Consider the following 12,793-nt stretch of genomic DNA (forward strand, 5'->3'; position numbering starts at 1 on the left):
GCTCTATTATACGAACATAATGTGACTACCGTAATTCGGGGGGGCGTCGTCCTCAATAGCCCGATTCAACGATTTTAAGTCGATACGGCAGTCTTCTCGACTTCGACCAAAGGTGTCAATTCAGATGCTTAAATGAAAAAGTAGGTTTGTACTACGCTGCATTTCAGATGCTCGCTAAAGCGGAGCTCACCCTTTCGCCGTCCATGTTTTCGATTTTTGTTCAGCAGGTGGCCAGAAGCTCCGCAAAAGTGAAGTCGATAAATTGGAGCAATCGCCAGGAATATTCGGGCCGATTTGTAATGCCGACGCATATCACTGTCAGTCTCTCCCTGTCCTCACGAAAAACGGGTAGAATTGATTACCTTTTTCGTTGGCATATGCGATCGTGCCAAATTAGCAGAACATTGACGTTCTAGGACCAAAATGGCAAATAACAACTCAGATACAGAACGACGGCTGTGGGCTGCAGCCGATGAGTTTCGGGCGAACTCCGATCTCAAGTCGTCGGAATACTCAACGCCCGTGCTGGGGCTCATCTTTCTGCGTTACGCCGATCACAAGTTCACCGCTGCCGAGAAGGAGCTGGCTGGCAAAGGTTCGGGCAGACGTGCCATCGGCAAGGAGGACTATCAGGCGAAGGGCGTGATGTACCTTCCGCCCGACGCTCGATTCTCTCATCTGCTCGCACTCCCAGAAGGCGAGAATGTAGGCAAAGCTATCAACGAGGCGATGAGGGCGGTTGAAGCTGAGAACGAAGAGTTGAAAGGTGTCTTGCCAAAGACGTACACTAAGATCGACAACTCGATACTTGTCTCACTGCTCAAAAACTTCTCCCAACTTCAGATTGACGCCGAGGGCGACGTTTTTGGACGCATCTATGAATACTTCCTCGGTAATTTCGCAATGGCGGAGGGCCAGAAAGGTGGAGAATTCTTCACGCCGACCTCATTGGTCAAATTGATCGTCGAAATCATCGAGCCGTACCACGGTCGCATCTTCGATCCGGCCTGTGGATCGGGGGGAATGTTCGCTCAGAGTGCGGAATTCATCAAAGCCCACAAGAACAACCCGTCAGTGGAAATCTCCTGTTACGGTCAAGAGCGTGTTGGTGAGACCCGTCAGCTTTGCATGATGAACCTCGCTGTTCACTCGATGTCGGGCGACATTCGCTTGGGGAACAGCTACTACGAAGATCTGCATGACGGTCTCGGCAAGTTCGACTTCGTGATGGCCAATCCGCCGTTCAACGTGGACAAAGTGGACAAAGACCGCATCAAAGACGATCCCCGTTTCCCCTTCGGAATGCCACGCAACGACAACGCCAATTACCTGTGGATCGAGTTGTTCTATAGCTCGCTCAACGAGATCGGTCGTGCTGGCTTCGTCATGGCGAATTCGGCGGCAGATGCCCGTCAGTCTGAGTTGGAGATTCGCAAAAAGCTGTTGCAGGAACAGGCTGTCGATGTGATGGTCGCCATCGGTCCGAACTTTTTTTATACGGTCACGCTCCCCTGCACTCTGTGGTTCTTAGACAAAGGGAAGAAAGACACCGACCGCAAGGACAAAGTGCTGTTCATCGACGCCCGTCACACGTTCCGACAGGTTGATCGGGCACATCGCAAGTTCAGCCCAAAGCAAATCGAGTTCCTCGCCAATATCGTTCGCTTGTATCGGGGCGAAAAGCCAGAATTCATCGCTAGTGAAGATGAAGAACATCCCGGCGAGGAACCGGACTTGAAGGCGATGTTCCACAAATTGAAATATGCCGATGTCCCCGGTCTCTGCAAGGTCGCCACGCTGGAAGAGATCGAAGAGCAGGGATACAGCCTCAACCCCGGTCGCTACGTTGGCGTGGCGGATAGGGATGAAGACGATTTCGACTTCGCCGAACGACTCGAAGAACTGAACGAGGAACTGACAGTACTCAACAGCGAAGCCACTGAACTCGAAGAACGCATTGCGAACAGCGTTACCAAAATCATGGAGACGCTGTAATGCCCCCACGCAACCCCGAATGGCAAACATACCAATTGGGCGACCTATGTGACATATGCAGAGGCTCGTCACCAAGACCTATTGCGGACCAGCGTTTTTTTGTTGGTGGTACAATTCCGTGGATCAAGATCGCAGACGCTACGAGCTCAGGAAAATACCTCTACAAGACGAAGCAGTATGTTAATGAACTTGGAGCATCGCATAGTCGATTGTTGCCCAAAGGAGCATTGATTATTGCTTGCAGTGGAGTGACGCTTGGGTACACGCAAATGCTCGGCGTTAAAGGGTGTGCCCATGACGGTTGGTTAATTCCAAGTAATTTTCGTGGAATCGACAAGCATTTCCTCTATTACTTCTTCTTGTGGAAAAACTCATTTTTTCACTCGTCGTCTTACGGAGCGGCTATTCAGAACATTAATACGACGATTCTGAAAGAGATGGAAGTGACAATTCCATCCCTACCAACTCAACGAAAGATCGCCTCGATCCTCTCGGCTTACGACAACCTGATCGAGAACAACACCCGCCGTATTGCCATTCTGGAAGAGATGGCTCAGACGATCTATCGCCAGTGGTTCGTCCACTACCGCTTTCCTGGCCACGAAAACATCAAACTCGTGGACTCCCCGATGGGGAAGATTCCAGAAGGTTGGGAGGTAAGGCGATTGCGTGACCTAGTCGAAGCCACAAGGGGATTTAGCTACAAGGGCAAACATTTGGCAAGCACTGGCACGCCGATGCATAACCTGAATTCCGTACTCGAAGGTGGTGGCTACAAGTACGCAGGAATAAAGTTTTACGATGGTTCCTACAAGGACAAACACATCGTTCGATCTGGCGATCTGGTTGTCGCTAACACAGAGCAGGGGTTTGATAGGCGATTGATTGGCTTTGCGGCACTAATCCCGCAAATGTTCGACTGTGATTGTATAGCGAGCCATCACTTGTACATAGTGCGACCACATGAGGCAACGTATTTGACTCCTGTTTGGCTGCTCCACTTGTTCAATAGCAAGGGATTCCAGCGGGCGGTTTCTGGTTACGCTAATGGGACAACGATAAACATGCTTCCCGTTGATGCACTTTCAATTCCTACACTCCCGGTGCCACCGAAACACTTGGTTGAAGAATTCTCGGAAGTGGCGATGCAGATGGCAAAAGAGAAGGAAGTGTTGCATCGAAAGAACGATAACCTTCGAGCCACTCGTGACCTTCTGCTTCCCAAGCTGATCTCTGGTCAACTCGATGTTGAATCCCTCGACATCGATACCGGCGAACTGGCCGAGGAGTTGGAGGAGGCAACCACATGAGCATCCACTTCGGAAACCCATCATTGTTCAGTACCTTCAAGGAAATCGTGCCACTCTATAGCACGAAGGAATTTCAATCGCCTACCAGATCAACCATTCCGATGTTGTCGATGTTAGTTCATCAGCAAGAGACGTTCACGGGGATCATTGAAGAACTTGGAATGCCTATCGAGAGCGACATCTATCTCGAATACACCGTCCGACAGGATCTGGGAAAGGGAAACGCTTCGCACACCGATGTCATGGTCAAGTCCAGCGATGAAACCCTAGCCATCGAAGCAAAATGGACGGAGCCGATGTATGACACCGTTAGGCAGTGGATCCCCAAAGGTAAGGACGAGGCGAATCGCAGGCTGGTGTTGGATGGCTGGTTACAACTTTTGCAACAGCGTGTAGAAAAGGAATTGAAGCCTGCCGATTTCGAGTCGTCGATCTACCAGATGGTCCATCGAGCCGCTTCTGCCGCCGCAGCAGGTGAGAATCCTCGATTGGCTTACTTCATCTTCAAGCCCTCACCCACCCCGAGAGCAGCCACAGCCGACGCCATCAAGCAGCAACTTGAACTCTTGTGGTCAGCACTCGGAAGTCCATCAAACTTCCCCTTTTACGTCATCGAGATCACGGTGACCGAAGAGGAAGCCTACCAACCGCTCAAAGCACTTCCGAAGAACGAAGAGACTTCGGAGGCGGTCAGTGCGGCATTGCAGGGTGACTCGCCACTCTTCGGATTTGAAGCGAGCGAACCCGCCAAGATTGGAGGAGTATCCGCATGAGTGTTGATTTCCTCGATGATGTGTTTGCTAAGCCAATGATCTTCTTTCGGATCGGTTGGATGGAGCGTTATCGAGGACTCAATGCTGGCGACACGATCAAAGGTGGCGGCTCCTTCGTTGAGAAGCATCAATTCGGATTCGAAGCATTCAACTTTCTTCCCTTCGATGGCAGGGTCTATGGATGGGCGATGCCCGGCACCAAGCCAAACACCGAAGAATTCCGTGAGATCGCTTTACAACGAATCGACTCTGGTGCAAATGGCGATTCACTGGATGGGGTGGTTGCCGTCTGGATTGCCACTGCTCCCGAAGGCGGTGCTTATGTCGTTGGCTGGTACGACGACGCAACGATTTATCGTAGTCCGCAGGCCAGCCCCGGTGACGCTCGACGAGTATTTCGGAATCCAGATCAGGAGGAAGTTGAATCGGTTGGCTATATCACATCCGGCCCTGCTTCAAAGGCCGTGTTGCTTTTAAAGGATGAACGAATCATCCATATCCCACGGCGAGGCAAAGGGACTTTTGGTCAAGCGAATCTTTGGTACGCCGACGATCCTGAAATTCCGCTTCATCGAGAGGTTCGGGAAAAGGTTCTCCTTGCCATTCAAGGCACGATCAATCCAAGGCGAAACATTGGCCGCACACAAGATGTGCATCGGAAACAGCGAGTGGAATCGGCTGCTATCGATGCCGTTACGAGATACTACACGGAGAATGGATACGACGTGCGATCCGTGGAGTCGGACAATGTTGGCTGGGATTTGGAGGCAACACTTGGCGACCGCATGTTGAGGATCGAAGTAAAGGGTTTATCTGGTCCAGACATCGCCGTCGAGTTAACGCCGAACGAATACCGAATGATGCAAAAGCATCGACAGAGCTATCGACTGTGTACCGTTACGAGTGCATTGGATGATCCACAGTTGGAGGTCTTCTACCACAGTAACGAATGGAATGGCTGGGGTTCGAGTAGTGGTCTCCGTCTGACAATTGATGAGATCATTTCCGCCCGTTGTACGGGGAGAAACACGGGAGGCGAGTCATGTCCAGCTTAGAATACTCGGAAGACGCACTTGTTGAGCAACCTGCCATCGCTCTGTTTGCTGAGCTAGGGTACGAAATCGCCAACTGCTGGCACGAGACAGTCGGAACGAGTGGGGCGACTCTGGGACGGGAAACGACCGAGGATGTCGTGCTGGTTCCCAAATTGCGGTCCGCATTACAAAAGTTGAATCCTGAACTCGACAGCGAACCGATCACTCTTGCTATCGAGGAACTCCTGCAAGATCGCTCGGCGATGAGTCTCGTGCAGGCGAATCGAGAGGTCTACAAACTGCTCAAGGAAGGCGTGAAGGTCAGCTTCGAGAACGATGAGGGTGAAGAAGTCGATGAAACGGTCCGCATCATCGACTGGAAAGAATCAGAGAACAACGACTTCTTCCTTGCCTCGCAGTTTTGGATTACTTCACCCAGCGGCATTTACAAGAAGCGAACTGACCTGATCGGGTTCGTGAACGGATTGCCGCTTGTCTTCATCGAGTTAAAGAAGAGTCACGGCAAGATCGAACATGCCTACAAGCACAATCTCAAGGACTACAAAAGCACGATCCCACAACTGTTCTGGTTCAACGCTCTGATCATCCTGTCCAATGGATCTCAGGCGAAGGTCGGTAGCGTTACTGCTGGCTGGGAACACTTCGCCGATTGGAAGCGGATCAACGACGAAGGGGAACAGGGGATCGTCTCCTTGGAGACGGTGATTCGGGGAACGTGCGACAAGAAACGCCTGCTTGATCTTGTGGAGAACTTCACGCTGTTTCAGGACGCCAGCGGCGGCGTGTACAAGGTCGTCGGTAAGAATCACCAGTATCTCGGCGTGAACAATGCTGTCCAAGCTCTGGACGACATCAAGGAAAATCAGGGGCGACTTGGTGTGTTCTGGCACACGCAGGGAAGCGGCAAGAGCTTTTCAATGGCGTTTTTTTCGCAGAAGGTGCTGCGAACCGTGCCGGGGAACTGGACGTTTCTGATAATCACCGACCGTACCGATCTTGATTCGCAAATCTACAAGGGTTTCGCAAATACAGGAATCGTTACCGAAGATTGTCAGGCAGAAAGTGGCGAACATCTCAAGCAACTTCTCAAGGAAGATCATCGGTTCATTTTCACGCTGATCCAGAAGTTCGGGGCAAAGAAGGGCGAGAAATACCCGAAGCTCTCCGAACGCAGCGACATCATCGTGATGACGGACGAAGCTCACCGTAGCCAGTACGACACACTGGCCCTCAACATGCGGAATGCTCTACCCAATGCTGCCTTCATCGGGTTTACTGGCACACCGCTGATGGCAGGCGAAGAGAAAACCAAAGAGGTCTTCGGCGATTACGTTTCTGTCTACAACTTCCAGCAGTCCATCGAGGACGGGGCGACGGTCCCACTCTTCTATGAAAACCGCATCCCCGAGCTGCAACTGGCGAACGAGAACTTCAACGAAGACTTGGAAGCGTTGATCGAGGCGGCGGAACTCGATGAAGAGCAGGAGAAAAAGCTTGAACGGGAGTTTGCACGAGAGTACCACCTGATTACTCGTGACGACCGTTTGGAGAAGGTGGCCGAGGACATTGTGTCGCACTTCATGGGTCGTAAGGAAGGCGGCAAAGGGATGGTCATCTGCATCGACAAGGTGACCGCCGTCAAGATGTACGACAAGGTACAAAAATACTGGACGGCGTATCTCGGTGGATTGAAGGCACAACTGGCGGTTGCTGATAAACTGAAGCGACCTGAACTGGAACGCCAGATCGCCTTCATGCATGAAACCGACATGGCTGTGATCGTGTCTTCGCAACAGAACGAGGTCGAGACGTTCAAGGAAAAGGGACTCGACATCGAGCCACATCGGGTCCGCATGGTCAAAGAGGACATGGAGACCAAGTTCAAGGACGCCGACGATCCGTTTCGCTTGGTCTTTGTCTGTGCGATGTGGTTGACCGGTTTCGACTCTCCTTCGGTTTCGACGATCTACCTCGACAAACCGATGAAGAACCACACGCTCATGCAGACCATCGCACGAGCGAACCGAGTTTTCGAGGACAAGAACAACGGCTTAATCGTTGATTACGTTGGCGTGTTCCGAAACTTGCAAAAGGCACTGGCAATCTACGGTTCGTCTTCGGGCGGCGGCGTCAAAGAGGGCGAATGCCCAATCCAGAAAAAGGACGAGTTGGTCGAAGACCTGCGACTCGCCATCGCAGAAGCGTTGGACTTCTGCAAAGACCGTGACGTAGATGTGGACGCCATCCTGAAGGCAGACGGCTTTCAGAAGGTCGCTTATCTCGATGATGCTGCCACGAATCTCGTGGACAAGCAGGTTGAAGAAGCGGTCGATGACGCCGTGGAACAAGTCATCGTCAACGACGAGTTGAAGAAGAAATTCCTATCGCTCGTCAGTCAGGTCGTCCGCTTGTTCAAAGCCATCCTGCCCGATCCGTCCGCCAACGAATTCGCCCCGATCAAGACTTGTCTGGCGGTCCTTGCTGAAAAGATTCGCAACTTCACCGAAGAAGCGACCATCGACGACATCATGAATCAGGTCGGTGAGTTGCTGGATGAGTCCATTGCCACCAAGGGCTACGTGATCCACACAACCGAAGAGACATCGCTGATCGACCTCAGCCAGATCGACTTTGAAGCATTGAAAGCCCATTTTGAAAAAGGTCGCAAGCGAACACAGGCGGAACAACTCAAACAAGCTGTCGGCACCAAGCTGCAACAGATGGTGCAGTTGAACAAGACACGCACCGACCTGATGGAAAAGTTCAAGAAGTTGATTGAAGAGTACAACAAGGGACTCGATGTCGATGGCTTCTTCGCCAAACTGACCGACTTTGTGAAGGAGTTGACCGAGGAAGAGAAGCGAGGCGTCTCCGAACAATTGACCGAGGAAGAACTAGCCCTTTTCGACATTCTCACCAAGCCCGAAATCGACATGACGGACAAGGAGAAGGAAGAGGTCAAGAAGGTCGCCCGTGCCCTGTTACAAACTTTGAAACAAGCCAAGCTCGTTCTCGACTGGCGAAAGAAGCAGCGAACACGGGCTGACGTTTACACCACCGTTAAGACCGTTCTCGACGAGTTACCGAGAGCGTACTCCCCTGAGTTGTACCAGCAGAAGTGCGACGTGGTTTACCAGCACATCTATGACAGCTATCAGGGCGAGGGACGGAGTATTTATCTCAATGCCTAAACTAGAAATCGCTCAAAGCACTTGCATTAAATACTATGCCTGAAGTTGACAACGCAATTTTCTACCGAATCGAACCTTGGATCTCTAAATGGGCCGAAGGAGACACGTTTTCGATTGGCGTCGATCGAAATAGGTTCACAAAGGATTGGCAGTCAGCAAGGATCAAGTTTTCTCCAGCACAAACGGTCACGCCTGAATATGTGAATCTGGCACTGACCAAAACCTATGACGACCTTGTTGAACGAAAGCAACACAGAATTGAACGAGAAGAGTATGAGAAGCTGATGTTGCTTTTGAAGTCAACATTGGACGGAATCCATACATCCGTGCTTGGTGTCCGAGAATATGCTTTTGAGGCGGTTCGGCTCGAAAAATATTCTCAATTGCCTTCAAGAATGCATTGTTCGTTCTTAGTGCCAGATGACCCAAGGTGTGTCAAATACTGGTGGGATGAGTTGAAAACTCAAGAGCAAGGTACTCAGTTTCTGGGCGAGCGAAAAATATTCAAGGTCAAGGTGTCAGGAATTATTCATAAGGTAAGTCAGGAGCATCTAACGCCGCTGCGTACGTGCTCAGTAATTCAATGGAGAAGTCTTGCTGAAAAGTATTGGGGAGAAAGCAGCGATGAATCAGAGGAAGATGAGATTCTATTCACAGGAAACTTAAGTGTATTAGAGCGAGTGCAGATTTCTACGTTTGGCTTACAAAAGTCCTGAGTGATATTGAACTCCAACGGGCTCGAAACAATTCAATGTGCTTACCTCGAATGATCATCAGGCGGAAAGACCTTGCTTCCCGCCAAGAAATAATACAGGGGGTCCTAAGCAATTACACAAAAACAAGTTAGAAAGAACCTGCTCATTACCTCATTCGTACTTCGAAGATGCACCGGTGGAGTCGTCCCAACGGACATCCAGCTTTTTCAAAGGTGGATTGCTGGAAATGTGGAATCCTGGAATAGCGTGGATGCAAAATTCCGCTATTGTTAGCAGGGTGACAAGCACCTCAACTTCAAGCCTGGAGTATTTGTCATCATGAAGTAGCAGGAGGACGAGCGGAGCGAGTCTTCTGGTAAATGCTGGTAGTTGCACCATGCTCGGAAATGGGAGTACTCATCACTGCAAGTACTTGATTCCTCTATTGTGCTGAGCAGATCTCCCAGTACTTTGCCGAAGGCAAATCGCTCCCTAGCGGTAGGGACTTATTTTGGTGGTTTTAGTTAGTAGTTATTTAAGGTAGTTATTGCGGGCATATCTTTAGAACTGGAACGGCATATCCTCGGAACTGAATCGAATCTTGTCGTAACTATTAGGAATATCTTCAGAACTATTAATCGCTGGGATAGAGACGCCAGTCGTCGGGCAATGGCGTTCCTCGTCTCTCCCAGATGCGTCGAATTCGCATTTCTTCTCGCCGTCGGCGAGCCTTAAACTGTTCCAACGTAAGCTGCGGTTGTGAATGGACTATGTCTACATGCTTCCGACAGTGATCCAAGTCGCCATCTGGCTCGAAAGTAAGGCTCCAGAACAAACCAAAGCTATTTGGACAATTTGCACGGTCGAACTTAGTTTCAGCTTTGGCAAGCGTATTCGCCCCCCAGCTATTAATAAAGTATTCAAACAGGTACTCGCCCATACGGGGTCCACCAAAAAGCCCAATCACTCTTCGCAAGAACTTCCGGATGTCTGAAGTTGCGTGTCCGCATTCTTCCATCTGACAGCCGAGCTTATCGATGTCTCGACAGATCTCGGAGTAATAACGATCATCATTCATCGTAGTCAGCAGGCTCCGTAGTTTAGATGCGTAGCTCATTAATACCCCCTCTCTCTTCGGAGTCGGGTGATTAAGTCTTCTGTAGAAGCCGCTAATAAGTATCGACAGTTTCCGGCCTTTCCCGTTTCCCGATGTTGATCCTCGGCGGCTAGCCAAAGAGACGGATATCGCTCGATCAGGAAGTCTTCAAGCAACGACAGACGATCATCTAAAGACAACCCCTTTAGATCTCTGCCAAGAACGTTTTTCCAGAATGCGTACGTTTGCTCCTCATTCCATCCCGAACTGAATTGCAAGTTCTGTGCTTGAATAAGATGGCAATTGAGTCGGACATTGATGGACGAGTCGTCCTTGAGCCTAAAATAATTGTTCGGCGTTGGCCGGGCTTTATCTTCGTTCCCACAGTCAACGAAGTGTCGAAGTGCGAGTTCCGAAGGGCGAAGCAAACAGATCTTGCTTCCGAAGCATTGAACCAGCTCGATTTGCGAAAGCTTGGTGAGGCATGATGCAACGGTCTTCGTTGACAGGGAGGTCATTGATGCCAATCCAGACTTAGCGTTCTGGATCATCATTGAGCCACGTTTTATCGCTAACCCATATAAAGATGCGAGCAATGCCGCATCGTAGCTTGTCAAACGAACCATGGAGTCAGCGAACTTCCCAGGTTGATATAGCCGATTGCTTGCTGGTAGCCCATTACTTCCAATGACGAGCCAATCTGGATTGTCGTCGGTGAGACGTAATACAGCCCGATTCGATGGGCCATTAGCAACGGACAGTAACCCTCGCTTCTCAAGGGATCTTGCTGCCCCTGATACTGCCTTTTCGCTAATTGCGAGTCGAGGTGCAATTTTAGAATAAGGCTTCGATTGATCTGGATCGATCCAGTGCAGCCAGCGAACAAAGCTATAGGTCAGTCGTTCATGATGACTGAGCGGACACGAGTTTTTGAATACAAGCAGTGATACGTACCGCTTTTCTGCGAACCAGTCATCGTAAATTCGAAGTCGAAGTGATTCTTGGAAGTCTTTTCTGACTTCTTTCTGCATATATAGTTTTGGATTATTCATGGATTGAAACCTTTCTGCTCGGCCACCGTCGGAGGTGGCCGAGCATCGCTTTTGGGACACAGTAAATAGTTCTTCTGACGAAAAAATTGGCGAAATTTTCTAAAGCCGTTTGAATTAGCAAAAGAGCATCGCATGGCTGACTTTCCGATTTGTTTACGTTGGCGATCTAGATCCGTTTGCAGGTCGCTATTAGGTGAGATCCGCTTCGCACCACAGTTCTTCGAGTGTGATGATGGATTCGAGAGTATCATGATCTAGCGTTCGTTGATAAAGGTCGATCCTTCTATTCGCAAGATCCACGTATTCTGCTGAGCAGTCGATACCGATGTATCGTCTGTCATGGATCAACGAGGCAAGGCAGACCTGACCACTACCGCAGCAAACGTCAAGGACAACGTCACCACGATTTGACCAAGTGGAGATATGATCTTCTGCCAGTCTTAGTGGCATGACTGCTGGATGGGACAGCCAAAGATTGTCAGGAGCCGTGTGCCAAATCCCGGTATCGTACGACCAGATATTTCTGCGTACGCCAAACTTCTTCGTCGTGGTTTGCCTACTGATCTTCGTTAGGGTGCCGTCCTTTTCACGCCTCGTATACCTATTTACATTTCCAGCAGATAGGTTCTCTCGATCACGAATTTGACGGACGGTTTTTGGGCTCCCCTTCGAAAATACCGTCATGTATTCGAAACATTGGTAGTACCGCTTCGTATCCGGATAACGAATCCCTTTCTTCTCGTAAATCATTGTGTCATGGATTCGGAACCCCTGATCCTTAAATTGTAGGAACTGTTCAAAACTCGAACCGGATTCAGAACCATTCTTGACCGCATCACCTATGATCCAAACGACGACGCCGCCGGGTTTTAGTACCCGGTACAATTGACGAATAACCCGTTCGGAATCGAACGAATATCCGTTGTAGTTACGTAGGGAGTCATAGGGCGGACTCGTCACGCATAGGTCAATTGAAGAATCTGGAAAACTTGAAAGCACCTCCTCAGAGGAGCCACACACTACCGAGTCAATTGGAAGTAACAAATCACTCATTAAATAACTTCTCCTTGCGAAATAGGGCGAAAATATGACGAATACCTAGGATGACTTTAGGTGCATTAACGAAAATGTAAAAGCAACAATTTTCGACACCGACTGAGACCACTGATTTGGAAATGTTGGAAAGCTGGAAACGTGGACAATTGCCTCTACTACGTTCCACGTTTCCATGCCATTATCACTTGACTTCCTTTAGCCGTTTGTAAAAGGTGCTTTTCTTTAGGTCTGCTTCTTCCATTTGCTTCTTCCTATCATCTGGAAATGCTTCAATGGCACGCTTCACCCGGTCACGCTGTTCGTCGATTTCTTCCGCCTTCGACCTGGGTGTTGCTCGGCTCGTCAGCATTTTCTTGAGACTTGTACGGACAAGATCCTGCCATGCTGTCTGCGATTCGCCATGCTCCCACTGGCGGCGGTCTTCGTAAGCTTTCGTGAGATGGCGAAGATCGAGTCTTTCGTCATAGTTTCGAGTTTCTAAAACCACAAAATTGGCGACTTCTCGGCACTGATCCGAGGACAATTCCTTGTAGCCAGTCAAGGACAACTGCCGCATGAAAGCGGCTATCT

10 protein-coding genes (1 of these 10 cut by a window edge) are annotated in these 12,793 nt (G+C 49.9%); 6 read left to right on the plus strand and 4 right to left on the minus strand.

Going from position 1 to position 12,793, the window contains the following annotated elements:
- The first annotated feature begins 423 nt into the window (after nucleotides 1-423).
- Genes LA756_RS21950 through LA756_RS21975 form a run of 6 tightly spaced genes read left to right on the plus strand, consistent with a single transcriptional unit; the run spans nucleotide 424 to nucleotide 9,040 of the window.
- Nucleotides 424-1,995, plus strand: coding sequence for a class I SAM-dependent DNA methyltransferase (locus tag LA756_RS21950; RefSeq protein WP_224436864.1), 1,572 nt, complete (start codon nucleotides 424-426; stop codon nucleotides 1,993-1,995).
- Entirely contained in the window at nucleotides 1,995-3,305 is a 1,311-nt protein-coding gene (locus LA756_RS21955) for a restriction endonuclease subunit S (protein ID WP_224436865.1), read from the plus strand. Before LA756_RS21950 ends, LA756_RS21955 begins: the two co-directional genes overlap by 1 nt.
- Complete coding sequence (locus LA756_RS21960) at nucleotides 3,302-4,078, plus strand: hypothetical protein (RefSeq protein ID WP_224436866.1); 777 nt, start codon at nucleotides 3,302-3,304, stop codon at nucleotides 4,076-4,078. Before LA756_RS21955 ends, LA756_RS21960 begins: the two co-directional genes overlap by 4 nt.
- Nucleotides 4,075-5,133, plus strand: coding sequence for a DUF3883 domain-containing protein (locus tag LA756_RS21965; RefSeq protein ID WP_224436867.1), 1,059 nt, complete (start codon nucleotides 4,075-4,077; stop codon nucleotides 5,131-5,133). Before LA756_RS21960 ends, LA756_RS21965 begins: the two co-directional genes overlap by 4 nt.
- Nucleotides 5,121-8,324: a type I restriction endonuclease subunit R gene (locus tag LA756_RS21970; RefSeq protein WP_224436868.1), complete on the plus strand. Its 3,204-nt coding sequence runs from the start codon at nucleotides 5,121-5,123 to the stop codon at nucleotides 8,322-8,324. Before LA756_RS21965 ends, LA756_RS21970 begins: the two co-directional genes overlap by 13 nt.
- Nucleotides 8,325-8,359: 35 nt before the next feature.
- The gene (locus LA756_RS21975) at nucleotides 8,360-9,040 is read left to right on the plus strand and encodes a DUF2441 domain-containing protein (protein WP_224436869.1); all 681 of its coding nucleotides are present in this window, start codon (nucleotides 8,360-8,362) and stop codon (nucleotides 9,038-9,040) included.
- Between the two features lie 613 nt (nucleotides 9,041-9,653).
- Here LA756_RS21975 and LA756_RS21980 read toward each other — a convergent pair.
- The 4 genes from LA756_RS21980 to LA756_RS21995 all read right to left on the minus strand — a co-directional run.
- Nucleotides 9,654-10,136, minus strand: coding sequence for a hypothetical protein (locus LA756_RS21980; protein WP_224436870.1), 483 nt, complete (start codon nucleotides 10,134-10,136; stop codon nucleotides 9,654-9,656).
- Entirely contained in the window at nucleotides 10,136-11,167 is a 1,032-nt protein-coding gene (locus tag LA756_RS21985; protein WP_224436871.1) for a hypothetical protein, read from the minus strand. Before LA756_RS21985 ends, LA756_RS21980 begins: the two co-directional genes overlap by 1 nt.
- A gap of 189 nt (nucleotides 11,168-11,356) precedes the next feature.
- Nucleotides 11,357-12,220, minus strand: a complete 864-nt coding sequence (locus tag LA756_RS21990) for a site-specific DNA-methyltransferase (protein WP_224436872.1) — start codon at nucleotides 12,218-12,220, stop codon at nucleotides 11,357-11,359.
- A gap of 184 nt (nucleotides 12,221-12,404) precedes the next feature.
- Nucleotides 12,405-12,793: the final stretch of an ATP-binding protein gene (locus LA756_RS21995; protein ID WP_224436873.1), read on the minus strand. 502 nt of this gene lie beyond the right edge of the window; only the last 389 of its 891 coding nucleotides appear in the window; its start codon lies beyond the right edge, outside the window — the gene reads right to left on this strand; the stop codon is at nucleotides 12,405-12,407.

It is taken from the genome of Bremerella sp. TYQ1 (assembly GCF_020150455.1).
Taxonomy (GTDB): Bacteria; Planctomycetota; Planctomycetia; order Pirellulales; family Pirellulaceae; genus Bremerella; species Bremerella volcania_A.

Coding starts and splice junctions, on each gene's coding strand:
- LA756_RS21975 (WP_224436869.1), top strand. CDS start 8,360: ATGCCTGAAGTTGACAACGCAATTTTCTACCGAATCGAACCTTGGATC.
- LA756_RS21985 (WP_224436871.1), bottom strand. CDS start 11,167: ATGAATAATCCAAAACTATATATGCAGAAAGAAGTCAGAAAAGACTTC.
- LA756_RS21970 (WP_224436868.1), top strand. CDS start 5,121: ATGTCCAGCTTAGAATACTCGGAAGACGCACTTGTTGAGCAACCTGCC.
- LA756_RS21965 (WP_224436867.1), top strand. CDS start 4,075: ATGAGTGTTGATTTCCTCGATGATGTGTTTGCTAAGCCAATGATCTTC.
- LA756_RS21980 (WP_224436870.1), bottom strand. CDS start 10,136: ATGAGCTACGCATCTAAACTACGGAGCCTGCTGACTACGATGAATGAT.
- LA756_RS21990 (WP_224436872.1), bottom strand. CDS start 12,220: ATGAGTGATTTGTTACTTCCAATTGACTCGGTAGTGTGTGGCTCCTCT.
- LA756_RS21955 (WP_224436865.1), top strand. CDS start 1,995: ATGCCCCCACGCAACCCCGAATGGCAAACATACCAATTGGGCGACCTA.
- LA756_RS21950 (WP_224436864.1), top strand. CDS start 424: ATGGCAAATAACAACTCAGATACAGAACGACGGCTGTGGGCTGCAGCC.
- LA756_RS21960 (WP_224436866.1), top strand. CDS start 3,302: ATGAGCATCCACTTCGGAAACCCATCATTGTTCAGTACCTTCAAGGAA.